Source organism: Pluralibacter gergoviae ATCC 33028 = NBRC 105706 (genome assembly GCF_001598855.1).
Lineage (GTDB): Bacteria > Pseudomonadota > Gammaproteobacteria > Enterobacterales > Enterobacteriaceae > Pluralibacter > Pluralibacter gergoviae.
Window position 1 is genome coordinate 120,804 of sequence record NZ_BCZS01000003.1, and the last position, 25,724, is coordinate 146,527.

General features: G+C 63.0%; 24 protein-coding genes. 16 read left to right on the forward strand and 8 right to left on the reverse strand.

Annotation, left to right across the window (positions count from 1 at the left end):
- Positions 1-174 precede the first annotated feature (174 nt).
- Positions 175-759, reverse strand: a complete 585-nt coding sequence (locus ENGE1_RS04785; RefSeq protein ID WP_043084170.1) for a YceI family protein — start codon at positions 757-759, stop codon at positions 175-177.
- A 122-nt stretch (positions 760-881) separates the two neighbouring features.
- Positions 882-2,042 carry a benzoate/H(+) symporter BenE family transporter gene (locus ENGE1_RS04790; RefSeq protein ID WP_048252633.1) on the reverse strand — a complete coding sequence of 387 codons (1,161 nt, stop codon included), beginning with the start codon at positions 2,040-2,042 and terminating at the stop codon, positions 882-884.
- 160 nt (positions 2,043-2,202) lie between these two features.
- Here ENGE1_RS04790 and ENGE1_RS04795 point away from each other — a divergent pair, with 160 nt between their 5' ends.
- The 9 genes from ENGE1_RS04795 (at position 2,203) to ENGE1_RS04835 (ending at position 12,441) form a co-directional block, all read left to right on the forward strand.
- Positions 2,203-2,733, forward strand: coding sequence for a helix-turn-helix domain-containing protein (locus tag ENGE1_RS04795; RefSeq protein ID WP_043084163.1), 531 nt, complete (start codon positions 2,203-2,205; stop codon positions 2,731-2,733).
- A 79-nt stretch (positions 2,734-2,812) separates the two neighbouring features.
- Positions 2,813-4,774 (forward strand): peptidase U32 family protein, encoded by a 1,962-nt coding sequence (locus tag ENGE1_RS04800; RefSeq protein WP_048252634.1) that lies wholly within the window; start codon positions 2,813-2,815, stop codon positions 4,772-4,774.
- A gap of 171 nt (positions 4,775-4,945) precedes the next feature.
- Positions 4,946-6,352, forward strand: a complete 1,407-nt coding sequence (locus ENGE1_RS04805; protein WP_048252635.1) for an aminotransferase-like domain-containing protein — start codon at positions 4,946-4,948, stop codon at positions 6,350-6,352.
- A 320-nt stretch (positions 6,353-6,672) separates the two neighbouring features.
- A complete protein-coding gene (gene ydcS / locus ENGE1_RS04810; protein WP_043084158.1) occupies positions 6,673-7,833 on the forward strand; it encodes a putative ABC transporter substrate-binding protein YdcS in 1,161 nt (386 codons plus the stop codon).
- 14 nt (positions 7,834-7,847) lie between these two features.
- Positions 7,848-8,861 (forward strand): ABC transporter ATP-binding protein, encoded by a 1,014-nt coding sequence (locus ENGE1_RS04815; protein WP_048252636.1) that lies wholly within the window; start codon positions 7,848-7,850, stop codon positions 8,859-8,861.
- On the forward strand, positions 8,862-9,803 hold the full coding sequence (locus ENGE1_RS04820; RefSeq protein ID WP_043084155.1) for an ABC transporter permease: 942 nt from the start codon (positions 8,862-8,864) through the stop codon (positions 9,801-9,803).
- Positions 9,793-10,599, forward strand: coding sequence for an ABC transporter permease (locus ENGE1_RS04825; protein ID WP_048252637.1), 807 nt, complete (start codon positions 9,793-9,795; stop codon positions 10,597-10,599). The genes ENGE1_RS04820 and ENGE1_RS04825 overlap by 11 nt, the downstream gene beginning before the upstream one ends.
- A 21-nt stretch (positions 10,600-10,620) precedes the next feature.
- Entirely contained in the window at positions 10,621-12,045 is a 1,425-nt protein-coding gene (gene patD / locus ENGE1_RS04830) for an aminobutyraldehyde dehydrogenase (RefSeq protein WP_048252752.1), read from the forward strand.
- A 147-nt stretch (positions 12,046-12,192) separates the two neighbouring features.
- Positions 12,193-12,441 carry a GlsB/YeaQ/YmgE family stress response membrane protein gene (locus ENGE1_RS04835; RefSeq protein ID WP_043084150.1) on the forward strand — a complete coding sequence of 83 codons (249 nt, stop codon included), beginning with the start codon at positions 12,193-12,195 and terminating at the stop codon, positions 12,439-12,441.
- Positions 12,442-12,644: 203 nt separating this feature from the next.
- Here ENGE1_RS04835 and ENGE1_RS04840 read toward each other — a convergent pair whose 3' ends face one another.
- The gene (locus ENGE1_RS04840; RefSeq protein WP_045287760.1) at positions 12,645-12,914 is read right to left on the reverse strand and encodes a DUF883 family protein; all 270 of its coding nucleotides are present in this window, start codon (positions 12,912-12,914) and stop codon (positions 12,645-12,647) included.
- A 175-nt stretch (positions 12,915-13,089) separates the two neighbouring features.
- Between ENGE1_RS04840 and ENGE1_RS04845 the strand changes: the two genes are divergently transcribed.
- On the forward strand, positions 13,090-13,347 hold the full coding sequence (locus tag ENGE1_RS04845) for a hypothetical protein (RefSeq protein WP_045287797.1): 258 nt from the start codon (positions 13,090-13,092) through the stop codon (positions 13,345-13,347).
- A gap of 68 nt (positions 13,348-13,415) precedes the next feature.
- Here ENGE1_RS04845 and yncL read toward each other — a convergent pair whose 3' ends face one another.
- Positions 13,416-13,508, reverse strand: coding sequence for a stress response membrane protein YncL (yncL, locus tag ENGE1_RS26750; RefSeq protein ID WP_071883391.1), 93 nt, complete (start codon positions 13,506-13,508; stop codon positions 13,416-13,418).
- 183 nt (positions 13,509-13,691) lie between these two features.
- Here yncL and ENGE1_RS26755 point away from each other — a divergent pair, with 183 nt between their 5' ends.
- Both ENGE1_RS26755 and ENGE1_RS04850 read left to right on the forward strand, forming a co-directional pair.
- On the forward strand, positions 13,692-13,865 hold the full coding sequence (locus ENGE1_RS26755) for a GhoT/OrtT family toxin (protein ID WP_072051241.1): 174 nt from the start codon (positions 13,692-13,694) through the stop codon (positions 13,863-13,865).
- A 65-nt stretch (positions 13,866-13,930) separates the two neighbouring features.
- Complete coding sequence (locus ENGE1_RS04850; protein ID WP_045287761.1) at positions 13,931-14,683, forward strand: alpha/beta fold hydrolase; 753 nt, start codon at positions 13,931-13,933, stop codon at positions 14,681-14,683.
- Here the strand turns inward: ENGE1_RS04850 and ENGE1_RS04855 are convergent.
- The 4 genes from ENGE1_RS04855 to ENGE1_RS04870 all read right to left on the reverse strand — a co-directional run bounded on the left by ENGE1_RS04855 (position 14,680) and on the right by ENGE1_RS04870 (position 22,639).
- The gene (locus ENGE1_RS04855) at positions 14,680-16,113 is read right to left on the reverse strand and encodes an aldehyde dehydrogenase (protein ID WP_048272975.1); all 1,434 of its coding nucleotides are present in this window, start codon (positions 16,111-16,113) and stop codon (positions 14,680-14,682) included. The genes ENGE1_RS04850 and ENGE1_RS04855 overlap by 4 nt on opposite strands.
- A gap of 125 nt (positions 16,114-16,238) precedes the next feature.
- On the reverse strand, positions 16,239-18,377 hold the full coding sequence (locus ENGE1_RS04860; RefSeq protein WP_048252639.1) for a virulence factor SrfC family protein: 2,139 nt from the start codon (positions 18,375-18,377) through the stop codon (positions 16,239-16,241).
- A complete protein-coding gene (locus ENGE1_RS04865; RefSeq protein WP_048252640.1) occupies positions 18,374-21,343 on the reverse strand; it encodes a virulence factor SrfB in 2,970 nt (989 codons plus the stop codon). Before ENGE1_RS04865 ends, ENGE1_RS04860 begins: the two co-directional genes overlap by 4 nt.
- A gap of 3 nt (positions 21,344-21,346) precedes the next feature.
- Positions 21,347-22,639 carry an SrfA family protein gene (locus ENGE1_RS04870; RefSeq protein ID WP_048252641.1) on the reverse strand — a complete coding sequence of 431 codons (1,293 nt, stop codon included), beginning with the start codon at positions 22,637-22,639 and terminating at the stop codon, positions 21,347-21,349.
- A 411-nt stretch (positions 22,640-23,050) separates the two neighbouring features.
- On the opposite strand from ENGE1_RS04870, the gene ENGE1_RS04875 reads away from it, so the two are divergent.
- The 4 genes from ENGE1_RS04875 (at position 23,051) to ENGE1_RS29170 (ending at position 25,661) form a co-directional block, all read left to right on the forward strand.
- Complete coding sequence (locus tag ENGE1_RS04875; RefSeq protein WP_048252642.1) at positions 23,051-24,652, forward strand: ABC transporter substrate-binding protein; 1,602 nt, start codon at positions 23,051-23,053, stop codon at positions 24,650-24,652.
- Between the two features lie 65 nt (positions 24,653-24,717).
- On the forward strand, positions 24,718-24,951 hold the full coding sequence (locus ENGE1_RS04880; protein ID WP_045287767.1) for a DUF2526 family protein: 234 nt from the start codon (positions 24,718-24,720) through the stop codon (positions 24,949-24,951).
- Positions 24,951-25,262 (forward strand): ASCH domain-containing protein, encoded by a 312-nt coding sequence (locus ENGE1_RS29165; protein ID WP_043084140.1) that lies wholly within the window; start codon positions 24,951-24,953, stop codon positions 25,260-25,262. The genes ENGE1_RS04880 and ENGE1_RS29165 overlap by 1 nt, the downstream gene beginning before the upstream one ends.
- Positions 25,263-25,304: 42 nt before the next feature.
- Entirely contained in the window at positions 25,305-25,661 is a 357-nt protein-coding gene (locus tag ENGE1_RS29170) for a nuclear transport factor 2 family protein (RefSeq protein ID WP_048252643.1), read from the forward strand.
- Positions 25,662-25,724: the final 63 nt, after the last annotated feature.

Genomic DNA, 25,724 nt, shown 5'->3' on the forward strand with positions numbered 1-25,724 from the left:
TATAACGCGGGCCAGACTAGCACTGTTTATATTGTGCGGGCCAAGCGACATTACTTTTCTTTGCGTTTAACTCAAGGCGGAAGGCAGTGAAGAAGAGCGACTCTGGAGGGCGAAATAATAATGGCGCGGCGATAAAAAGATGTCGCCGCGCCGGGAAGCGAGCTCAGGAAGCGATTATTTGCTGTGGGCTTCAGTCGTAATCGTCAGCTTGATTTCATCGGAGACGTTCGGCACGTACTTGTCGATTTTGAAATCAGAACGCTTAATCGTGCCGCTGGCGTCAAAGCCAATCGCCGGCTTCTTCATCATCGGCTGTTCGCCCTGCTTGTTCAGCGTCGCCTCAAGGGTGACCGGTTTGGTAATGCCCTTCAGCGTCAGATCGCCAACAATCTCAAACTTGTCGTCGCCTTTGGCCGTCACTTTGGTGCTGCGGAAGGTGGCGGTCGGGTACTTCGCCACGTCAAAGTACTCCGCGCCCTTGAACTCTTCGGTCAGCTTCGGCACGAAGGTGTTGATTTCGCCGATCGGCAGGGTGACGTTCACGGTCGATTTTTCCGGGTTCGCGCTGTCGAATTTGACTTCGCCGGTCGCGTTGGGAATAAAGGCCATCGGATTAGAGAAGCCGAAGTGGTTCCAGGAAACGGCAACGGCGGTGTGGGTCGGATCAATCTCATAGGTTTTCAGTTCAGCCTGCGACAGCGGGACATAGAGACTGGCGGCGGCGACAGCGGCAAAAGCCATTTTCTTCATAGAATTCACTGATTTTCCCTCATTCGTTTCGACGTAAGTGTGGTTACAGTCGCAAATGAGAATCAATTATTCCAGTGAATATATTTGCTGTTAAGGTTCAAATATATTCAAGGTGAAATCTGCCCGCCCGGCTAGCGGGCCCGGCAGAGAGCGGCGTAGCAGACCGCGCCGGCCGCCAGCCCCCAGAATGCCGAACCGATCCCCAGCAGCGTCAAGCCGCTGGCGGTGACCAGAAAGGTGACCATTGCCGCGTCGCGCTCGCGTTCGTTGACCAGCGCCTGGGCCAGGCTGCCGCCCAGCGTACCGAGCAGGGCCAGCCCGGCCAGCATCTGGATCCACGCCGCCGGCAGGGCCGCCATCAGGGCGGTAATCGAGCCGCCGAACAGGCCCGCCAGCAGATAGAAGCCGCCCGCCGCTGCCGCCGCCTTCCAGCGCTGATGCGGATCGGGATGCGCCTCCGGGCTCTGGCAGATGGCGGCGGTGATCGCCGCAATGCAGATAGAGTAGACGCCGAAGGGCGACAGCAGCAGCGCCAGGCCGCCGGTGGCGACCATCAGCAGCGAAACGGGCGCGGCGTAGCCGGCGGCCTTCATTGTCGCCACGCCCGGCGCGTTCTGGGAGGCCATCGTCACCAGAAAGAACGGCAGGCCGACGCTCAGCAGCAGCGCAGGAGAAAATTCAGGCGCGATAAAGCGCGGGGCGACAAAGGCGATGCCGACCGCCTGGCCGGCGGTTTGTCCGCTCAGCACCGCTACCGCCGCGCCGGCGACCAGCGCACCGACTACCGCATAGCGCGGCGCCAGCGCCTTACACATAAGCCACGCCAGCAGCATACTGCCGCACAGCCAGAGATTGCCCTGCAGCGACGCAAAGGCCTGCAGGCCAAAGCGCAGCAGGATCCCCGCCAGCATCGCGGCGGCCAGCGAGTGCGGAATAATCTTCATCAGCCGGGCAAACAGCCCGGTCAGTCCGCACAGCACAATCAGGCCGTTGGCAAAGATAAAAATGCCCACCGCCTGATTCAGCGTTACCCCCTGCAGGCCCGTAACCAGCAGCGCGGCGCCGGGCGTTGACCAGGCGGTCAGCACCGGCACCCGCCGCCACAGGGTCAGCGCCAGCGTACTGACGCCCATCCCCAGCCCCAGGGCCGTCATCCAGCCGGCAATATCCCGGGCGTCCGCTCCGGCGGCGGCCGCCGCCTGCCAGATGATCGCCGCCGAGCTGGCATAGCCCACCAGCACGGCGACAAGGCCCGCCAGCAGGGTTGGGAAGGGGATAACTGAGCTGCGCATTGAAAAGCCTCACTGTGCGTTATAACGGACAGTGAGAATGTAGCACCGTGCGTTATAACGCACAACAGGGCTACGATAATTGTGGGGAATGCAATATATTAACGATGTACCGCGAACCCGGACGAAAACGTACCGTAGCGGCGGGTAAAAAGGAGCCACCATGAATATCCCTCAGCACCTGGCATCAACCCTGAAAACCCTGCGCCAGCAGCGCGGCTGGAGCCTCTCGCGGCTGGCGGAGGAGACCGGCGTTTCCAAGGCGATGCTCGGACAGATTGAGCGCAACGAATCCAGCCCGACGGTGGCAACCCTGTGGAAGATTGCCACCGGTCTCAACGTGCCGTTCTCGCTGTTTATCACGCCGCCGGAGGGCGACGACGCGGCCTTTGATCCGCAGCAGCAGGCGATGGTGGTGAAGCCGCTTTTTCCCTGGGACCCGCAGCTGCGCTTCGATCATTTCGCCATCACCCTTGCGCCGGGGGCGCTCAGCGAATCCACCCCGCACGAAGCGGGCGTTATCGAACACGTGGTGGCGATCTCCGGCGCGCTGGAGATGTGCATCGACGGCGAATGGCAAATTATCCCGGAAGGAGAAGGGCGGCGCTTTGCCGGCGACCGGCCTCACGCCTACCGCAACGGTTCGGATCGCGCGGTGCTGTTTCATTCGCTGATTCACTATCCGCAGGCATAAGGCCCGCGCGTAAAAACCATTCCCCCGCGCGCCACTTCTGACTACAATAGCCGCCATTTTCTTGCTGTGGATAATAACAATGCGCCTGCACGCTTCCTCTCTTGAGCTTCTGAGCCCGGCTCGCGATACCGCCATTGCCCACGAGGCTATCCTTCACGGTGCCGACGCCGTCTATATCGGCGGTCCGGGCTTTGGCGCCCGGCACAACGCCAGCAACAGCCTGAGCGATATCGCCGCGCTGGTGCCGTTTGCCCACCGCTTCGGGGCGAAGATCTTCATTACCCTCAATACCATCCTGCACGACGACGAGCTTGAGCCGGCGCAGAAGCTGATTACCGACCTCTACGAGGCGGGCGTTGATGCGCTGATTGTGCAGGATATGGGGGTGCTGGAGCTGGATCTGCCGCCGATTGAGCTGCACGCCAGCACCCAGTGCGATATCCGCAGCGTCGAGAAGGCGAAGTTCCTCGCCGACGTCGGCTTCAGCCAGATCGTGCTGGCCCGCGAGCTGAACCTGCAGCAGATCCAGGCCATTCACCAGGCCACCGATGCCACCATCGAATTCTTTATCCACGGCGCGCTGTGCGTGGCCTACTCCGGCCAGTGCAATATCTCCCACGCTCAGACCGGGCGCAGCGCCAACCGCGGCGACTGCTCGCAGGCCTGCCGCCTGCCGTACACCCTGAAAGATGACCAGGGCCGGGTAGTGGCCTATGAAAAGCACCTCCTGTCGATGAAGGACAACGATCAGACCGCCAACCTCGGCGCGCTGATCGACGCCGGCGTGCGCTCTTTCAAGATTGAGGGGCGCTATAAGGACATGAGCTACGTCAAGAACATCACCGCCCACTACCGGCAGATGCTGGACGCCATCATTGAAGAGCGCGGCGATCTGACCCGCGCGTCGGCGGGGCGCACCGAACACTTCTTCATTCCCTCCACCGACAAAACCTTCCACCGGGGCAGCACCGACTACTTCGTTAACGCCCGCAAGGGCGATATCGGCGCTTTCGACTCGCCGAAGTTTATCGGCCTGCCGGTGGGCGAAGTGCTGAAGGTGGCGAAAGATTACCTCGACGTGGAGGTCAGCGAGCCGCTGGCCAACGGCGACGGGCTGAACGTGATGATCAAGCGTGAGGTCGTGGGCTTTCGCGCCAATACGGTGGAGAAAACCGGGCAAAACCGCTACCGCGTGTGGCCGAATGAAATGCCTGCCGATCTGCACAAGGCGCGCCCGCATCAGGCGCTCAACCGCAACCTCGACCACAACTGGCAGCAGGCGCTGCTGAAAACCTCGAGCGAGCGGCGTATCGCAGTGGATATCGCCCTCGGCGGCTGGCAGGAGCAGCTGGTGCTGACCCTGACCAGCGAAGACGGCGTGACGGTGACCCATACGCTAGAGGGCGATTTTGCCGAAGCCTCCAACCCGGAGAAGGCCACCGGCAGCCTGCGCGACGGCGTGGCGAAGCTCGGCCAGACGCTCTATTACCCGCGCGCGGTGGAGGTCACGCTGCCGGGGCTGTTCGTCCCCAACAGCCAGCTTAATCAGCTGCGCCGCGAAGCAGTCGAACTGCTCGACGCCGCGCGTCTCGCCGCTTATCAGCGCGGCAGCCGCAGGCCGGTGGCGACGCCCGCGCCGGTCTATCCGGACACGCACCTGAGCTTCCTCGCCAACGTCTATAACCACAAGGCGCGCGAATTCTATCACCGCTACGGCGTGCAGCTGATCGACGCCGCCTACGAGGCCCACGAAGAGAAGGGCGACGTGCCGGTGATGATCACCAAGCACTGCCTGCGCTTCGCCTTTAACCTCTGTCCGAAGCAGGCCAAAGGCAGCATCAAAAGCTGGAAGGCGACGCCGATGCAGCTTATCAACGGCGACGAAGTGCTGACCCTCAAGTTCGACTGCCGCCCCTGCGAGATGCACGTCATCGGCAAAATGAAGAACCACATCTTCAAAATGCCGCAGCCCGGCAGCATCGTCGCTTCGGTTAGCCCGGATGAACTGCTGAAAACCCTGCCGAAGCGCAAAAACGCCTGACGTTAAACGTATCGGGGGGCGCGGCAGGATGCGTAGGCCGGCGCAAGCGCAGCGCCGCCCGGCGGGAAGGCCGCGCCGACGCTTGAATTTCTTCTGCGGGCGCAGCGGTTAAGGCCGCCTCGCTGCGCGGCGCTTCTGATATACTCCAGCCGGGCAGGGACGGAGAAGCCGATGAAAAAATACCAGCGCCTGGCGCAGCAGATAAGCGAGCAGATCGCCCTCGGCGTCTGGCAGCCGGGCGATCGCCTGCCGTCGCTGCGCGAGCAGGTGGCGGCAAGCGGCATGAGCCTGATGACCGTCGGCCACGCCTATCAGCTGCTGGAGAGCCAGGGGCAGGTCGTCGCCCGTCCGCAGTCCGGCTACTACGTGGCGCCGCAGGTGGCGAAGCCCGCCCCGCCGGTGGTCCGGGTAGCGACCAGCGAATCGGTGGATATCAACACCACCATTTTCGATATTTTGCAGGCCAGCCGCGATCCCGCCGTGCTGCCGTTTGCCTCCGCCTTTCCCGATCCGCGGCTGTTTCCGCTCGCCCAGCTCAACCGTTCGCTGGCGCAGGTGAGCAAACGCGCCAGCCCGCTCAGCACCATCGCCAACCTGCCGCCCGGCAACGCCGCCCTGCGCCACGCCATTGCCAGGCGCTACGCGCTGCAGGGAATGAATATCTCGCCCGACGAGATAGTGATCACCGCCGGCGCGCTGGAGGCGCTGAACCTCAGCCTGCAGGCGGTTACCGAGCCGGGGGACTGGGTTATCGTGGAAAATCCCTGCTTCTACGGCGCGCTGCAGGCGCTGGAGCGGCTGCGGCTCAAGGCGCTGTCGGTGCCTTCTGACGTAAAAGAGGGTATCGATCTTGCGGCGCTGGCCCAGGCGCTGCGCGACTATCCGGTCAAGGCCTGCTGGCTGATGACCAATTGCCAGAATCCCCTCGGCGTTACGCTGACGGCGGAGAAAAAATCCCGCCTCGCGGCGCTGCTGCGTCAGCATAACGCGGTGCTGATTGAGGATGATGTCTACGGCGAGCTGTGGTCCGGGCGCGAGAAGCCGCTGCCGGCGAAGGCGTGGGACAGCGATGACCGGGTGCTGCACTGCAGCTCGTTTTCCAAGTGCCTGGTGCCGGGGTTTCGCATCGGCTGGGTGGCGGCGGGGCAGCACGCCCGGCGCATTCAGCAGCTGCAGCTGATGAGCACGCTCTCTACCAGCTCGCCGATGCAGCTGGCGCTGGTGGATTATCTGGAGACCCGCCGGTTTGATACCCACCTGCGGCGCCTGCGCCGCCAGCTGGCGGAGCGCAAGCGGCTGGCGTGGCAGGGGCTATTGCGCCATCTGCCGCCGGAGGTGACTATCCACTACAGCGAGGGCGGCTACTTCCTGTGGCTGACGCTGCCGGAGGGCCTTGACGCCGGCGAGCTGGGCGTCCGGGCGCTGGCCCGCGGCATCAGCATTGCGCCAGGAAAGATGTTCTCCATCGCCAACAGCTGGCCGTCGGGTTTTCGCTTCAACACCGCCTGGGGCTGGGGCGAGCGCGAAGAAATTGGCGTTAAAACCCTCGGCGAGCTTATTCGCCGGATGATGAAATAATCGGCGTTCTTATTTGCAGAAGATCTTCTTCTAAAATAAAAAATAGATTTTAAATAAAGCCCTACATACCAGAATGCTATTTTAATCACCTGCCATCACAGGAAATATGCATCCTTCATCCGGCCACTAACGTGCTGTCTATACTGGAATTAATACAACCGGGTTTACGCTTTACTGGCGTAATGCGCGCCTTGTCACAACCTTGTGAAATTCCCGGCGGCGGACAGGTGAGTCTGCCCGCCGCCGTCTACTGTTATTGAGGGAGATATTTTAACGGCAGGGCTGCCGCCTGATTTCTTCGTAAACGGAGTAATAAGACAATGAGCAAGCCTTTTGCACGCAATAAATTTGCCCGCAGCAGCCTGTGCGCCTTTGCGTTGACCGTCACTACCGCCTGGGCGGCGGAGGGGCCGGCGACGCTGGATAAACCCGAAGGCCAGCTGGATATTATCGCCTGGCCCGGCTATATCGAGCGCGGCCAGACCGATAAAAGCTATGACTGGGTTACCCAGTTTGAAAAAGAGACCGGCTGCGCGGTGAATGTGAAGACCGCCGCCACCTCCGATGAGATGGTCAGCCTGATGGCAAAGGGCGGCTATGACCTGGTTACCGCCTCCGGCGATGCGTCGCTGCGCCTGATTATGGGCAAGCGCGTTCAGCCGATTAACACCGCCCTGATCCCCAACTGGAAAAACCTCGATCCGCGCATCGAAAAGGGCGCGTGGTTCAACGTCGGCGGTCAGGTCTTCGGTACGCCCTACCAGTGGGGGCCGAACCTGCTGATGTACAACACCAAAACCTTCCCCACGCCGCCGGACAGCTGGAGCGTGGTCTTCGTTAAGCAGGATCTGCCCGACGGTAAATCCAACCAGGGCCGCGTGCAGGCCTACGATGGCCCGATCTACATCGCCGACGCGGCGCTGTTCGTGAAAGCCACCCAGCCGCAGCTCGGCATTAAAGATCCCTATCAGCTCAATGAAGCGCAGTACGCGGCGGTGCTGAAGGTGCTGCGCGAACAGCACGGGCTGATCCACCGCTACTGGCACGACGCGACCGTGCAGATGAGCGACTTCAAAAACGAAGGCGTGGTCGCCTCCAGCTCCTGGCCCTATCAGGCCAACGGGCTGAAGAGCGACAAGCAGCCGATCGCCACCGTTTTCCCGAAAGAGGGCGTGACCGGCTGGTCTGATACCACCATGCTGCACGCCCAGGCGAAGCACCCGGTGTGCGCCTACAAGTGGATGAACTGGTCCCTGACGCCGAAGGTGCAGGGCGACGTGGCCGCCTGGTTTGGCTCCCTGCCGGTGGTGCCGCAGGGCTGTAAAGCCAGTTCGCTGCTCGGCGACAAGGGCTGCGAAACCAACGGCTACGCCTTCTTCGATAAGATAGCGTTCTGGAAAACGCCGGTCTCCGAAGGCGGGAAATACGTGCCCTACAGCCGCTGGACCCAGGATTACATCGCGATTATGGGCGGCCGCTAGGCCGGGAGTCGGACATGACGTACGCAGTAGAGTTTCATGACGTCTCGCGGCGGTATGGCGACGTTCGCGCCGTGGATGGGGTCAGCATCGCCATCCGCGACGGCGAGTTTTTCTCCATGCTGGGGCCCTCCGGCTCCGGCAAAACCACCTGCCTGCGGCTGATCGCCGGCTTTGAACAGCTTACCGGCGGCCGCATCGCTATCTTTGGCCAGGATGCCAGCACGCTGCCGCCGTGGCAGCGGGACGTGAACACCGTCTTTCAGGATTACGCCCTGTTCCCGCATATGTCGATCCTCGATAACGTGGCCTACGGCCTGATGGTCAAGGGCATGGATAAAAAGGCCCGCCACCGTCTGGCCCACGAGGCGCTGGAGAAAGTGGCCCTCGGCTTCGCCCACGGCCGCCGGCCGTCCCAGCTCTCCGGCGGCCAGCGTCAGCGGGTGGCGATAGCGCGGGCGCTGGTTAATCAGCCCCGGGTGCTGCTGCTCGATGAGCCGCTGGGGGCGCTGGATCTGAAGCTGCGCGAGCAGATGCAGCTGGAGCTGAAAAAGCTGCAGCAGGAACTGGGCATCACCTTTATCTTCGTCACCCACGATCAGGGCGAAGCCCTGTCGATGTCGGATCGGGTGGCGGTGTTTAATCAGGGGCGTATTGAGCAGGTTGATACCCCGCGCGAACTTTATCTGCGCCCGCGCACGCCGTTTGTCGCCGGCTTTGTCGGCACCTCGAACGTCTTTGACGGCGCCCTCAGCGAGAAACTGTTCGGCATCAACGGCCAGTGGGCGCTGCGCCCGGAGCATATCCGCCTCGACGCGCAGGGGGAGATTGCGGTCAGCGGCGTGGTGCAGGCGGTGCAGTACCAGGGGGCGGCGACCCGCTACGAGCTTCGCCTCGCGGACGGCGGCAAGCTGCTGGTCAGCCAGTCCAACTTCAGCGACGGCCTGCAGATTACCGGGCTGGCGGTGGGGGATACCGTACAGGCTTCCTGGGCGCGCGGGGCGATGGTGCCGCTGGACGGAGAGCGATAGATGAGCACCGGCACTGTATCCATGCCCGCCTGCGGGCGCGCCAGCCGCCTGTCGGCGCTGTTCTGGCGCAGGCCCTCGCTAGGGCTATTTTTGCTGCTGCTCGGGCCGCTGATGTGGTTCGGCATCGTCTATTTCGGCTCGCTGCTGACCCTGCTGTGGCAGGGCTTCTACACCTTCGACGACTTTACCATGTCGGTGACGCCGGATCTGACGCTTGCCAATATCCGGGCGCTGTTTAATCCGGCCAACTACGACATTATCCTGCGCACGCTGGTGATGGCGATTGCCGTCACCCTCGCCAGCGCGGTGCTGGCCTTTCCGATGGCGTGGTATATGGCGCGCTACGCCCGCGGCAAGTGGAAAGCCTTCTTCTATATCGCGGTGATGCTGCCGATGTGGGCCAGCTACATCGTTAAGGCGTATGCCTGGACGCTGCTGCTGGCAAAAGACGGCGTCGCCCAGTGGTTTCTCGGCCATATGGGCCTTGAGGGCCTGCTTAATCTGTTTCTGACCCTGCCGGCGGTGGGGGGCAATACGCTCTCTACCTCCGGGCTGGGGCGCTTTCTGGTCTTCGTCTACATCTGGCTGCCGTTTATGATCCTGCCGGTGCAGGCGGCGCTGGAGCGGCTGCCGCCTTCGCTGCTGCAGGCCTCGGCGGATCTCGGCGCCACGCCGCGGCAGACCTTCCGCCACGTGGTGCTGCCGCTGGCTGTCCCGGGCATTGCCGCCGGTTCTATCTTCACCTTCTCCCTGACGCTCGGCGACTTTATCGTTCCGCAGCTGGTGGGGCCGCCGGGCTACTTTATCGGCCAGATGGTCTACGCCCAGCAGGGGGCCATCGGCAATATGCCGATGGCGGCGGCCTTTACCCTGGTGCCGATTGTGTTAATCACCCTCTATCTGGCGTTAGTGAAACGTCTGGGAGCATTCGATGCACTCTGAACGCGCACCGTGGCTGCTCAGGCTGGCGACCTGGGGCGGCGTTATCTTCCTGCACTTTCCGCTGCTGATCATCGCCGTCTACGCCTTCAATACCGAAGAGGCGGCCTTCAGCTTTCCACCGCAGGGGCTGACGCTGCGCTGGTTCAGCGTGGCGGCGGGGCGCAGCGATATTATCGAGTCAGTTACACTGTCACTTCAGGTGGCGGCGCTAGCGACCGCCATCGCGCTGCTGCTTGGCACGTTTGCTGCAGCGGCCCTCTGGCGCAGCACCTTTTTTGGCAAAAACGCCGTCTCGCTGCTGCTGCTGTTGCCCATTGCGCTGCCGGGCATTATTACCGGCCTGGCGCTGCTGACGGCGTTTAAAGCCGTCGGCCTCGAGCCGGGCTTCCTCACCATCGTCATTGGACACGCGACCTTCTGCGTGGTGGTGGTGTTTAACAACGTGATTGCCCGCTTTCGCCGGACCTCGTGGAGCCTGGTGGAGGCGTCGATGGACCTGGGCGCCAGCGGCTGGCAGACCTTTCGCTACGTGGTGCTGCCGAACCTCGGCTCGGCGCTGCTGGCCGGAGGAATGCTGGCGTTCGCGCTGTCGTTTGATGAAATTATCGTCACCACCTTTACCGCTGGCCACGAGCGCACGCTGCCGCTGTGGCTGCTCAATCAGCTGGGCAGGCCGCGCGATGTGCCGGTGACCAACGTGGTGGCGCTGCTGGTGATGCTGGTGACAACGATTCCGATTCTGGGGGCCTGGTGGCTGACCCGTGATGGCGACATGATCGCCGGAAGTAGTAAATAACCGTAAAACGTGGAGCTGGATATGCAAGATAAGTTATTGATCAACGGTGAACTGATTGCAGGTGAAGGTGAAAAGCAGCCGGTCTACAACCCGGCGACCGGGGAGGTGATCCTCGATATTGCCGAAGCCAGCGCCGCGCAGGTGGACGCCGCCGTGCAGGCGGCCGATCGCGCCTTTGCTCAATGGGGTCAGACCACGCCAAAGGCGCGCGCCGAATGCCTGCTGAAACTGGCCGACGTTATTGAGGAGAATGCACAAACCTTTGCCGGTCTGGAGTCTCTCAACTGCGGCAAGCCGCTGCACAGCGCGCTCAACGATGAGATCCCGGCGATTGCCGATGTATTCCGCTTTTTTGCCGGAGCCGCGCGCTGCCTCAACGGTTCGGCGGCGGGCGAGTATCTGGAAGGACACACCTCGATGATCCGCCGCGACCCGCTTGGCGTGGTGGCCTCGATTGCGCCCTGGAACTATCCGCTGATGATGGCCGCCTGGAAACTGGGCCCGGCGCTGGCGGCGGGCAACTGCGTGGTACTCAAGCCGTCGGAGATAACCCCGCTCACCGCGCTGAAGCTGGCCGAGCTGGCGAAAGATATCTTCCCGGCGGGGGTTATCAACGTGCTGTTTGGCCGCGGCAAGACGGTCGGCGATCCGCTGACCGGACACGCAAAAGTGCGCATGGTATCGCTGACCGGCTCGATCCCGACCGGCGAGCACATCATCGCCCACACCGCGCCGTCGATTAAGCGTACCCATATGGAGCTGGGCGGCAAGGCGCCGGTCATTGTTTTTGACGACGCCGATATTGATGCGGTGGTGGAGGGCGTGCGCACCTTCGGCTTCTATAACGCCGGGCAGGACTGTACCGCCGCCTGCCGCATCTATGCCCACAGGGCCATTTACGACACGCTGGTCGAGAAGCTGGGCGCGGCGGTCTCCAGCCTGAAAATCGGCGCGCCGGACGATGAGAGCACCGAGCTCGGTCCGGTAAGCTCCAGCGCCCACCTGGCGCGCATCGTTCAGGCGGTCGATAAGGCGAAATCCCTGAGTCATATCCGCGTTGTTACCGGCGGTGAAGCGGTGCAGGGCGGCGGCTACTACTTCAGGCCGACGGTGCTGGCGGGCGCGAAGCAGCATGACGATATCGTGCAGAAAGAGGTGTTTGGCCCGGTGGTCAGCGTTACCGAGTTCAGCGATGAAGACGAGGTGCTGGCGTGGGCCAATGATTCCCAGTACGGGCTCGCCTCCTCGGTGTGGACGAAAGATGTCGGCCGCGCGCACCGCTTCAGCGCCCGGCTGCAGTATGGCTGTACCTGGGTCAATACCCATTTTATGCTGGTCAGCGAAATGCCCCACGGCGGTCAGAAGCTCTCCGGCTACGGCAAAGATATGTCCATTTACGGCCTGGAGGATTACACGGTGGTGCGCCACGTGATGATCAAACACTAGCGTTATATTCCGCTAACCCCGCCAAAGGCGGGGTTAATTTTTGGTATAAACCGTAAACAATCAGAAAGCTTACCCATTGCGAATTTTAAAAAACATGCTTAACTAAGAATGTTATGTTGTTGTTTTTTTAATAAAGGGAGAGGAAATATGGGTATTTTGTCCTGGATTATTTTTGGTCTTATCGCTGGTATTCTCGCTAAATGGATCATGCCAGGTAAAGACGGCGGTGGTTTCATTGTGACGGTGATTCTGGGGATTATCGGTGCAGTAGTCGGTGGCTGGATCAGCACCCTCTTCGGCTTCGGTAAAGTTGACGGTTTTAACTTCGGCAGCTTCGTCGTTGCCGTGATCGGCGCGCTGGTGGTGCTGTTCGTCTACAGAAAAATTAAGAGCTAATGTAAACAAAGCGGCCGCGCGGCGCATACCGCGCTCATACCAGGCAACCGGTTTAGCGGCTGCGTAAGGATCCGGAAATGCTGAGGCGTTTCCGGATTTTTTATTGCGCAGGGTTGGGGGATTTGCCGGTCGCGGAGTGTGAATGTGGTTCAAAAAAAACCTGGCCACCGAAGTGACCAGGATTTATAGGGTGAAGCGAAAAATTACTTCCGGCCAGCCAGCAGACCGATAATCAGACCAATTGCACCTGCAGCAACCAGACCCGTTAGCGGGTTTTCCCGGACGCGATCGGAGACTTCAGATACGGCATCGGAAGCCTGAGCGGCATACTTGCGCGCAGCACCCTTAAGCTGGTGTTTAGGCGAATCTACGGCATCGCCGAAAGTTTCCTGGGCTTCACCGGCGAACTGATCCAGTTTATTCCCTGCTTTATCTGCCAAACGTTGTGCATCTTTTTCATATTCAGTCGACATACTTCCTCCTTTTGATTTCTGAACTTAAGTCTAGTGGCTGATGCGCGATCTGCCACCCGACTATTCTGATTGCCGCCGATAAGATGTTACAGATCGTGGCAAAACGGCTTTTGACAGGTGAAAAGTCGCGTGTCAGGATCGCGCCTCCTGATTTGAACAATAACGCTGTATCATCATGAAAAGAGTGGTTTTTAGCGCGGTACTGGCGCTGACGGTATCAACTGCCGTCACGGGGTGTACACATTCACCGGCGCACCGTATCGCCGAGTGTCAGAAGAAGGGGGGCACGGAGGCGCTGTGCACGGCGGCGGAAAGGGATTATGAGAAAGCGCACCCGCTGCCGCAGTATCAGCCGACGAGCTATGATAATTCGGCGGTATTACAGGCGGCCTATGACGCCAACGCCGCCCGCCGCAAAAATCAGACCCAGTAAGGTCGCCCTCAGAAACAAGAAAGCAGCCGTTCGGCTGCTTTTTGCATCTGACCACATCCAAATTACTGTCAAAAGAAACCAAATCGCGACATCAGCAAGCTACCAAGTGCTACAGCGAAAAAGACATTAATCAGGACTACGGTTTTACTGGAAACATCCATAGCGCCATCCTCTGTTTGTCAGCCCACATTATATAGACCCCCAGAAGAAAGTCTGCAATCAGACAAATGCTTTATTTTTTTCAGCTTGCGTAAAAAAATGTCATATCTGTAAAAAATTGATGCAAATCACATAAAGAGGCATAATAGACGAGCAGTTTTTCTATCGCTAACGAGTCCCTCCCAATGACGCTTTACCAACATATGCTGATTTTTTACGCCGTTATGGCGACGATCAGCGCTTTTATCACCTGGTTCCTTACCCAGGACACCAAACGTATCCGCCTGATTGCCACTTTCCTGGTCGGCGCCACCTGGCCGTTCAGTTTCCCGGTCGCGCTGCTCTTTGCCCTGTTCTGAGTAAATATATGTAACGCCTGCACCTTTTTGCTGTATATATAAACAGTCATCATAAGGAGCAGGCTATGCAGACACAATTTTCCACCGCAGCGCAGGCGGCGATCCGCTGGCTCGATTTACCGGGTACCGGCCATCCCGTGGTGTTTGTTCACGGCCTCGGCTGCGCCGCGTCTTACGAATATCCCCGCGTTGTGGCCGATGCGGCCTGGTCCGGCAGGCGGGCTATCCTTATCGACTTGCCCGGCAGCGGCTACAGCGATAAGCCGCAGGCGTACGATTACAGCACCACCCATCAGGCAGAGGCGGTGGCGGAGGTGATTGATAGCCTCGGCGTCGCCGCCTGCGGCCTGTACGGCCACAGCATGGGCGGCAGCATCGCCATTGAGGCCGCCGGACTGCTGGGCAGCCGCGTTGACGCTCTGGCGGTGTCAGAGCCTAACTTCTACGCCGGGGGCGGATTTTTTAGCCGCCAGATCGTCCGCTGGACGGAGGCGGATTTTGTCGCCACAGGCTTTGCGGCGCTGGTTGAGCAGGAGCAGACGGCGTGGAAGGGGTGCCTGCAGGCCACCGCGCCTGCTGCGCTGTGGCGCGCGGCGCGCAGCCTGACGGACGGCGTTGCGCCGGACTGGATGACGCGCTTTCTGGCGCTGACGTGCCGCAAGGCGCTGATCGTCGGCGAACGATCGCTGCCCGACGCCGATGCGGCATTCGTCGCCGGAAAGGGCATTGCGGTGCACACCGTTGCCAGCGCGGGACACTCCATGTCGTGGGAGAATCCTGCCGCGCTGGCCGCAGCGCTGAGCGCGATAATGGATTAGAACGGCATCGGGCGCGGCGTGGTCTGGAGGCTTATCCAGCGCAGTTCGGTAAACTCATGAATACCCGCCCGGCCGCCGAAGCGCCCGTAGCCTGACGCCTTACAGCCGCCGAACGGCATCTGCGCCTCGTCGTGCACCGTTGGCCCGTTGATGTGGCAGATACCGCTTTGCAGATCCAGCGCCAGGTTCCACGCCCGGGCGGTATCGCGGCTGTAGATGGCCGACGACAGGCCAAACTCGCTTTCGTTGGCGATCTCCAGCAGCCGCGCGTCGCCGCGGGCGCGGATAATGCCCTTCACCGGCCCGAACGACTCTTCCCGCCAGATGCGCATCTCTTCGGTCACGCCGTCCAGCAGGGTGGCGGACATCAGCGTGTTTTCGGCTTTGCCACCGGTCAGCAGGCGGGCGCCTTTACTGAGGGCGTCGTCGATCAGGGCATTGCAGCGCTCGACGGTGCGCATATCGACCACCGGGCCAGGGAAAGCCGCCGGCTGAGACTGGACGCGCTTAACCAGCGCGGCGATAAAGTCGTCGGCGATGGCCTCATCGACGATGATCCGCTCGGTGGACATGCAGATTTGCCCGGCGTTGGCGAAGGCGCCGAAGTTAGCCCCGGCCGCCGCTTCTTCGACATCGGCGTCGTCCAGCACCAGCAGCGGTGCCTTGCCGCCCAGCTCCAGCACCACCGGCTTCAGGTAGCGCCCGCAGGTCTGGGCGATGATTTTGCCGACACCGGTAGAGCCGGTAAAGTTAATGCGCCGCACGCCGGGGTGGGCAATCAGCGCTTCGACCACCTCACCCGCATCCTTAACATCGCAGGTCAGATAGCTGACCACGCCGTCGGGGAAGCCGGCGGCGATCAGGGTCTCAATGATCAGACCCTGGGTCGCGGGTGACAGTTCGGAGCCTTTAAGGATGACGGCGTTGCCGCAGGCCAGCGGCGTGGCGATGGCGCGCACCGCCAGAATGATCGGCGCATTCCACGGCGCCATGCTCAGCACCACGCCCGCCCCCTGGCGCACGCCCAGCGACAGATTGCCCGGCACGTTGGAGGGGATCACCTGGCCCTCAATCTGGGTGGTCAGGCCCGCGGCCTCGCGCAGTACATCGGCCCCGAGCTGTACGTTAAAACCGGCCCAGAACGGCGTGGCGCCGGTTTCGGCATTCATCAGTTCCACGAACAGGTCGCGGCGCTTCTCCATCTCTTCGGCGGCCTTCAGCAGCAGGTTTCTGCGCTCGACGGGCGTCGTATCGCGCCAGCGGGTAAAGGCAGACCAGGCGGCGTCCGCAGTGCGGCGGACATCCTCAACGCCGGCGGCGGGCGAGCGGCTGGCAACGGTGCCGTCCACCGGATTGAGCCTGTCGAAGGTGCGTGTGCTTTCAGCCTGGGCCGGTTTTCCATCAATAAACAGCGATACGGAGCGGGTCATAGTTACCTCGTTATTATGGTGAATTCTGCGAGTGTAATGATATAACCTGCTGCGGCCTACCCGCGGGGGCGTTAATCGCACGCTTTTTTATGCGGCTGTTAACATTTCCGCGCTTTAGCGCACGTTTAGAGAAGTGCCGCCAGCTGCGCCCGGATTTTTGGCGACAGCGCCTGCGGATGCTGATAATCCGGCGCTTCGGTGGCGCGGATAAACAGCGCCAGCAGCCAGTCATACACATAGCGGGTAGCGGCATGTTCGGGCCGCTCGCCGAGCGCGGTCAGCCTGGCGCTGCGGGCGCCGACCGGCGCGAACAGGGTGCTGTCGCGGGCGTAGCCGCTGGCCGGCCTGTCGGCCGGCGCGACGTCGCCATAGCCGAGCCAGGTCAGCCAGTTGCCGATGGTGGCCCGCAGCTGGGCGGCGCTGGTGCGTTCGTTTGGCGCCACGCTCTGCAGCTTATCCGCCAGCCCCAGGCGATAGCTGGCCACCGTCAGGCAGTCGGCCAACTGCTGGAGGATGGCCGGACTGAGGCCAAAGCGCCCGGCGCTCTCCTCCCGGCGGCTCCACTGGCGCAGGTGCTTCACCCACAGCGCGTGGGCCAGCGCTCCCCGGGGGGCCAGCGCTCCGGCATCGGCCTGCGGGCCCTCGGCGGCGGCAAAAAGGTCGACATCGTCGCTAAACAGCGCCGCCGCGCGCTCCTCGCGCGGCTGGCGGACCTGCACGATGCGCTCGAAGTCGCGCAGCGGAGGCAGCAGTCCCTCCAGCAGTTCACCCAGCGCGGCGGCGCGGCCCTGCAGCGCGCGAACCATCGCCTCGGCCTGCTCCCGGCTGCGGGCGGCATCCTGCGCGGCGGGATGATAAAACGGCTGCATTAGCGCCCGGGCGTGCTGCCAGAGCCGCTGTTCGATCTCCTGCAGTCTCGCCTGGCGCTGGCCGGCCATCACCGCCCGCGATAGCCACTCGATGACCCGCTGGACGCTGCCGCTCTCCAGCGCCTGCAGCGCGCCCCAGCGCTGGCCCGGCTGCTCAATGAGCCGCTGAACGCCCTCATCGAGATTAATGCCGCGCAGCAGGCGGTCGTCGTGAGGGGTAATGATCCAGACCAGCCCCGGCAGCGCGCCGCCGCGCGGCGGCTGCGCGTCGCTGCACCAGCGCAGCAGGCGGCGGGCGCTGGCGGGGATCTGGCCGCGGGCGCGGGTGGCATTACAGACCAGCAGCAGATCCGGCTCCAGCCGCTGGCGATAGCGCTCCAGCAGCCAGCGGCGGCGGGTGGCCTCCAGGGCGGAGGTTGCCGCTTCCGGCGCCGGTGGAATATCGATGATATCCACCTCCGGCAGCGCACTGCTTTCTGTCGGCAGCACCAGCTCGGCCGCCAGCAGGGCGAGGGCATCGAGCGGCAGGCTTAACGCCCCCTGCGGCGCGCCGTTGCGCAGCGGCGTGACCACGGTCTCGCCCAGCGGCGCGCGGCTGGCGGTGAGAAAGCCCGCCGCGGGCTGGCCGTCGCTATCCATCAGCAGGCTCAGCGGGGCGGCGACCTCCTCGGCGTAGCCGGTCTGCTGCAGCGCCTGCGCCAGCGTCAGCCAGCGGCGGGTGAGCGCGGGCTGCTCGCCCCACAGCAGCGCCCAGGCGCTGGCGCGGGCGTTGAGATCCAGCCAGGGCAGCAGGCGGATCATCTGCTGCCACAGGTCGTCATCGAACTGCTGCAGACGGGCGGGGATCCGCTGCTGGCAGAAGCGGGCGACGCCCGCCACCTCCTGCTCGCTGACGCCGGGCACCGGCTGGACCTGGCGCAGCGTTTGCCAGCCCGCCAGCCGGGCGCTGACCGTGGATTTGTCGACCGGCTGCAGGCCGGGCTGGCTTAGCGCATTGTCAACAAACACCTGTACCAGCTCCGCCTCGCTCAGCAGGCGCAGACGCAGCGGAAAGGCGTCGTCTACCGGCGCTGAATGCGGGCTGAAGCGCAGCGCCATCCGCGCCGGGGCGTGGCCGGGATTGATGTGGGTCAGCCAGTCCACGCTGCGCTGGCCGAGGCGCACCGGCAGGCGCTCGCCGCTGCCGCAGAGGATCTTCAGCAGGCAGGCCTTTGACGCCTGCGACTGGCCGTACAGTCCGATGCTTACCGGCGCAGTTTCGGCGTCGCGCAGCGCGCGCTCGGTGCTTTGCAGCATCTGCAGGCGCGTCAGCAGGGCGTCCGCGTCGTCGTCAAACAGCGGTGACTGTTCGCGCGCGGAGCGGGTCCAGTCGATGAGGGGTTGCAGTTGGCTCATTTCAGGTACAGGCTCCCGCTATCAATCCAGTAGTGGCTGCCGCTGTGGCGGCGGTCGGCAAGGGTATTGAGCTTCAGGCTCAGCGCATCGTAGGGCACCGGCGTTCCGTCCTGCAGCCACGCCTCGCTGAGGGTAAACGCCTCCGGCCCTTCGCCGGGGCGCCCGCCGCTGAGCGCCAGCTTGACCTGCAGCACCGCATCGCCGGCGATGGCTCTGGCCACCTCCGGGTCGCTGATGCTCAGGGTATAGAGCGGCGTCGCGGGCCAGCGGGCGTTGGCGAGCTGGCGAAAGCCGAGCGTGATGCTGCCGCGCAGCGGAAAGTGGAGCTGTGCGTCCAGCCGCGCGTCGGGGTCATCGAGGTCGAGATCCGCATACCAGATATTCTCATCCCGCAGCGTATTGACGCTGCTGTCGAGCACGCCGAGATAGCGCACCGTGGAGTAGGCGCCGATATCGGCGGCCTTAAAGTTAAAGCGCGGCAGGCGCAGGTCGAGCGCCAGGCTGCAGAGCATCGCCCCGACCGCCGCCGTGGACTTCGGATTGCCGATGCGCCCCTGCTGGCTGAAGGGGTACCACGCGTGGACGTGATAGTTGTCCATCCACACCATCCGGCTGACCGGCACCGGCTGCAGATAGCGGATCAGCGCCTGCACGCCGGGCAGGCAGCCGGGGCGGCCGGTGACCAGCAGCACGTCGCAGCAGTAGTGGCTGATAGCTTCGCACAGGGCGTGCAGCGGGGCGGCGATAGAGAACTCTCCGTCCAGTACCGCCGCGCGCAGGTCGCTGAAGCTGACCGCCAGCGGCACCGCCAGCAGATCGAACGGCTCCGCGTCCGCCGGGCGGGCGAGAGCGATGGCCTGACAGACGTAGTTAACCACATTGTCGGTCAGCGGCTGGCTGAGCAGTTCGCCGAAGCTGGCGTGCAGCCCGGCCAGCGGATCGGCGGGATCGCACTGCTCCCAGGCCGCCAGAATCGCGTGGCCGAGGGGCATAAACAGCTGCAGCGTGGTCTGCTGACGCAGTACCGCCTGGGCGTCGATGCGCCCGGTATCGCCGAACAGGGAGGCCATCAGGGCCGCGGCGTCGGCAATGCCCGCCTGCAGCAGGGCGTCCTGCAGCGCCGGCAGCACGCAGCGCTGGATAACGTCGAGCAGGATATCGTCTCCGGCCACCTTGAATCCCTCGCGAAACAGCAGGTGGGGGGTAATTTTGACGTTGCTGCCTCGCCCTTCGTCCAGTGAGTAGTGGGTAATGGCCATATCGGTGGTGCCGCCGCCAAGATCGATGGCGGCAACGCGCAGGGCGCGCCCCTGTTGCTCGTTCTCCTGCGGCTGGCGGTCCGGGCGGGCGAGGGCGGCGAAAAAGGCCTCGGTCTGGCCGCCGAAATGCGAGATGGCTTCGTTATAGAGCCACACCAGCTGCCCGCAGCTGGCTTCGTCCCACTCCATCTGAATGGCCGGGACCGGCACCGTCGCCGCTGCGGGGGAAAAGTCGTCATCCTGCGGATGCCAGCCCTGCGCTTTCCACACCAGAGCAATGGCCTCGGCCATGCGGCGGCGGAAGATCTCGCGCTCCTGCTTCGGCATTGCCGACGGCAGGGTCAGGATCAGGGTGCGCAGCTGGCGGGGCGAGTTGGCGAAGCCGAGCCGCTGGCGGGCGGCGACGCTGTTGATTTGGCTCAGGGCCTGGGCCAGCAGTTCGCACAGCATGTGGGTCATCAGCGTGCTGCGGCTGTACTGAGGGGAAAACACCGGCATCCGCTCCTCCGGCGGCAGGCTGAACAGCGGCTCGCCGCCGTCGTTCATTAGCCCGGCCAGCGGAAAGGCCAGCGCCAGCGGCTCCCGGCGGCTGCGGGGGTTCATCTGGCTGAAGCGCCAGTCCTGCACGGCCGGCGTTTCGTCCCACAGGTAGCGGCGCGGGCTGGAGATGCCGCTGTTGCCCTCGGTGCCGAGGCGCTGCATCGCCAGGCGGCGGGCCTCGTCGCCGACGCGAACGATCGACGGCCAGACAAAGGCGTCATCGCGCCCGCTTTCCACCGAGAAGTGCTGCTTGCCGAAGCGGGCCTCGGCAAACTCAAGGCGGCTGGTGAACAGCGGGGCGTTAAGAAACTGCGGCTCGCTCAGGGAGCGCACCTGCAGCTCCGCCGTCTGGCGCAGGCCGTCGTTGGCATCGCCGTGGTCTTCGACGATAACGCCGCAGGTGTGGCTGTTGCCGACGTCCAGCACCAGGTCCACCGCGATAGCCGGGGTACTGACGGTGGCGGCGATCAGCCGCAGCTCGGGCACCCGCAGCTGCTCGCCGAGCAGCGACAGCAGGTTCAGCCAGTGGCCTTGGTACTCAAAGCTGCGCAGCGCCTGGGCAATCTCACGCTCGCTGCGGCTCTCCAGGTCGCTGGCGCGCTGGGTGAAGACTTCCCGCAGCCAGCCGTCGACCCAGGTCTGATCGAGGAAGCTCGCCACCTCGTCGTCGCGCCAGGCCAGCGCGAAGCGGGTGCCGTTGCGCAGGTCGTTCTCGGTGGGCGCCAGGCCTGCCGGGGCCTGCGGGCGCACCTGACTGTCGAAGGCGAGGGTGATGCGGTGGCTGTTGCCGGCGCTGTCCGGCTCGGGCAGTTTGCGGATCTGCACCCGGGCCCAGTTGTCCGGGCCTTCGATAAAGGCGCGCGGTGGATTGAAGCGCATCACCGGCAGCGGCAGCCAGATGCCGTCGAGCATTGCCAGCGACTGCGCGAGCGTGAGGGTACTCTCCGGCTTGACCACCTCCGGCTGCTGGCCGTCGGCGGCAGGCAGAGCGTAGCGGCCGCTGGCGATATCGTAATCGAGGCGCAGCAGCGGGCCGTTGGCGGTTTTGCGCACGAAGCGGCCGAGTGAGGCGGCCTCCTGCGGCGTCAGGCCGAAGTCGAGAAACTGCACGCCGCTATTGGCAATCAGCGTGACGCTCTGCGGATAGTCGCACAGGGTAACCAGCATGAATTAGCGCCCTATTTTGTGAAAGGTTAACGGGATCACGGTGCTGGCATCGTAGCGTCCGCTGCACTGGGCGACGCCGCTGGTGCCGGCGGTGCAAACGATCAGCGGCAGCGGATAGCGTGAGCCGTCGCTGCAGCGGGCGAGGCCGCGATTTTTGATCTGCAGCTCCCCATTCTGGTGCAGGCCGGCGAATACATCCGCTTTGCACACCACGCTGTCGCCGTGGACCAGGCGGGCCGTGCCTTTGTTATTTTTGATCTGGTAGCGCAGCAGCGGCGCCTTACCGGTCACGGCATCTTTGGCATCGAGCACTACGCGCCAGCTGCCGTTGAGGAAGCCGGTGGTGCCGACCCGGACCTGCCCGGCCTCCATCACCAGCGCATCTCCCGGCACGGCGGTGAGGACCACCGTTTGGGTTTCCGCTTTCGGCGGCTCCCTGACCGGCGCAATCACGGTGGCCGGGCGCAGGGGCAGGGCGCCGGTCAGCATCGGCTGCGCCGGTACAGCGGGCAGGGCCTGTACGACCGCCGCGCTTTCGGCGCGGTGGGCGGAGAGCAGATCCGGCACCAGCAGCAGCGCCGCGGCGCCGGCGACGAGCGGCAGGCCGAGAAATGCCAGGCGTCCGGGCCTGAGGCGGGACCGCGCGGGGGCGGGGGTGTCCGCGGGCGGCGTCGCCGCTGCCGCCGCAGGCTCTGGTTCGGCCTGCGGCGGCGGGGAAATCGGCGCCGCTTCTTCCGCTGCGGCGTCCATGGTTTCGCTGTACGCTGCGGCAAGACCGGCGGGCGGCAGGGCGGGCGCCGGATCCTGCACCCGCGCCGGCGGCTGCAGGCAGGCGAAGGGGGCTTCCCTGGCCTGTTCATTGAGGTTCACGAAGCCCCAGAAGGCGATTACCGGCGAATTGTCGACCAGAAAGACGTGATTGGGGCCGGGAAACTGCAGCGCTTTCTCCAGCAGGGCGCCGAACAGGCGGCGGGCGGTCTTCGTCGACTGCTGGCACGATGCGCTGAGCTGCGCGGCGGCCTCAAAGAGCGACGTCAGCTGCGCCAGCGCCCGCGCCTGTACGGCCTCATCCGCCGCCTTCCAGGCCACCACCTTACCCGCGCGCGGCGCGTACCAGTCCACCCGATCGCCGTCATCGTTGACCTGCGGCACCGCCAGGCAGGCGACCAGCGCATCGTGCTTTTGCAGGCGCAGCGTCTCGCGGATCTGCAGCGCGGAGGTAAATACCGCCTGGCCGCCGCCGCCCACGGACTGATAATCATCGAGGTTTCCGCTGCGCAGTAAGGTTTTGGTCACGTTGTTGTCCCGTCTGTTTTCATCGCCGCTACTTTACAACAGCGCCAGGGCCGATAAAGGCCCGAGAAAAAAGCAAAAAGGGTAAATCCTCGGGCCATTGCGCGCGGGCCTGCGCCGCAGGGCTGCTGGCACAGGCCTTGCATCAGTCTGTACCCCGAGCTTTACGCGAGCGAAAACAGGCCTGTCAAAACGGGCGTCCGCCGGCTCGCAACGCCCTCAGTCAATGTGTCCCGGCACCCGGCTGATAAGCAGAAGTGCGTCCGAGCGGCGTTGATCTGGCGATTTCTCCGGGCGCGGCTTAATTAGCCGAAACGGGGCGGGGCATAAGCTGATGCACAATGGTTATTTGCCAGTGTGGTCATGCTGTGCTCTGATTAACCTGCTTATAACAAAACCATAAGGCTTATAACGATGAATGCACGCGGTAAAACGCTGATGGCGCTGGCGTTCAGCGCATTGATACCGGCAGGGGCCGCTGCGGCGGCAGGCAAGGATACGATTATTTACTGCTCCGAGGCCTCCCCGGAGTCCTTCAACCCGCAGCTCGCCAGCTCCGGCCCGACATTCGTCGCCAGCTCGCAGACGCTGTACAACCGGCTGATTAACTTCGATCCTGAGAAGAATACGCCGATCCCGTCGCTGGCGACCGGCTGGACTATCTCTCCGGACGGTAAAACCTACACCTTCACGCTGCGGCAGGGCGTGAAGTTCAACAGCAACAAATATTTTAAGCCGACCCGCGATTTTAATGCCGATGACGTTATCTTCTCGGTGATGCGGCAGAAAGATGCCAGTAACCCTTATCACAAGGTATCCGGCGGCAGCTACGAATACTTCCACGACGTCGGGCTGGATTCGCTGATCCAGGACGTGAAGAAAATCGATGACTATCACGTTCAGTTCGTCCTCACTGAGCCCAACGCGGCGTTCCTCGCGGACTGGGGCATGGACTTCGCCTCTATTCTGTCGGCGGAGTACGCCGACGCGATGCTGAAAAAAGGCACCCCGGAGTTTGTCGATACCTGGCCTATCGGCACCGGGCCTTACGCGCTGCAGCAGTATAAGGTGGATTCGCTGATCCGCTACGTAGCGAATCCGCACTACTGGGACGGCGAGGTGCCGACCAAACACCTGATTTTCTCGATAACGCCAAACGTCGAGACCCGGCTGGCGAAGCTGCAGACCAACGAATGTCAGATAATCCCGGCCCCGTCGCCGGTGCAGTTTGCGGTGATTGAGAAGGATAAGGATCTGATCCTGCACGGCGTCGAGGCGCTGAACGTCGGCTATCTGGCGTTTAACACCGCGAAAAAGCCGTTCGACGACGTGCGGGTGCGCCAGGCGCTGAACTACGCCACCGATAAGAAAGCGATTGTTAACGCCGTCTTTATGGGCTCCGGCACGGTAGCGAAGTCGATGCTGCCGCCCCACAGCCTCGGCTACGCCAGCGACCTGCCGGACTACGGCTATGACGTTGCCAAAGCGAAGGCGCTGCTGGCGCAGGCGGGCGTTAAAGAGGGTACGGAGGTGACGCTGTGGTCGATGCCGGTGCAGCGCCCCTATAACCCCAATTCGCGGCGCGTTGCCGAGATGATCCAGAGCGACTGGGCGAAAGTGGGTATCAAGGCGAAAATCACTACCTTTGAGTGGGGGGAATATCTCGCCGGGATCCGCAAGGGCGAACACGACGCGGCGCTGTACGGATGGATGTCCGACAACGGCGATCCGGACAACTTTGCCGACACGCTGCTCGGCTGCGACAGCATAAAAACCGGATCGAACGCCGCGCGCTGGTGCGATAAGGACTATGATAGTCTGGTGAAGAAAGCCAGGCTGGTCAGCGAACCCGCCGCCCGGGCTGCGCTCTACGAGCAGGCGCAGGCCATTTTCTATCGCCAGGCGCCGTGGATCGCGCTGGCGAACGGTAAAACCTTCTACGCCACCCGCAGCAACGTGTCAGGCTACAGCGTGAGCCTGATGGGCAGCGATTTTTCGAAGGCGAAGCTGAACTAAGTCGGCTTTACGGGCCCGGCAGGCGCAGGCCGCCGGGCACTCTCTCAGACGACGAAGGAGTCAACATGTCACATCTGGATGAAGTGCGTTCCAGCGTAGACGCCGTGATTGAACAGGGCATTATTGCCCCGATGAACGAACTGCTGATTGCGTTAAGCGATGATGCAGACCTGAGCCGCGAAGAGCGTTACGTCCAGCAGCAGCGCCTGCGTACCGCTATCGCCCATCACGGTCAGAAGCACCGGGAGGATGAGGAGGCGCGGCGCGAGCACCTGACCGCCGGCGGCGCGATCGTGTGATGCAGCGCCTCGGTATTGTCCCCCGCCTGCTGCCCGATCTGCGCGCAGGTAAAAAGCGCCACACGATTCGCTGGCGGGAAGCGGCGATTCAACCCGGACCGCTGCGCTACGTCAGTACCGCCGATCCGCGGGAAAGCGTCACGGTTAACGTGACGCGCGTCATTACGCTACCGCTGTCGGCGGTAGCGGCTTGTCTCAATAAAGTCGACGAGTGGCCGGATGCGGTCCTGCTGGCGGGAATGCGCGAACACTATCCCGATATCGAACTCGACTCGCGGGTGGAGGTCATCTTCCACAGCGCGCCCCTCTGAATCCTGCCGGCGGTGCCCGGCAAAAATAACAGACGTTGGATTATGCTGATTGATACGTTAATAGACCTTGAACAATCCCTTCATTTTGATAAGCGCAATAACCGCGAATGGCTTGAGTCCATTCTGCACCCTGATTTTAAAGAGATCGCGCGGGCAGGGCGGATGGTGACGCGGGCGGAAACCATTGAGTCGCTGGCCAACGAGATGAGTCCCCAGCCGCTGCTAAGTTTTGACTACCGTCTTGCTCTCGTGGAAGAGAAGTGCGCCTTACTGAACTACCAGACCTCCCAGGTTGACGGCAGCCAGGCGGCACTGCGCGCCTCTATGTGGGTCCTGACCGACGCGGGCTACTGGCAGCTCTTTTTCCATCAGGGAACGCCCACGGCGGAAGTGGATTAACGTTACCGCTCCTGCGGGCGGCGGCAAATATGCTACGCTGTTGCCTGCCTGAACACCTGACTG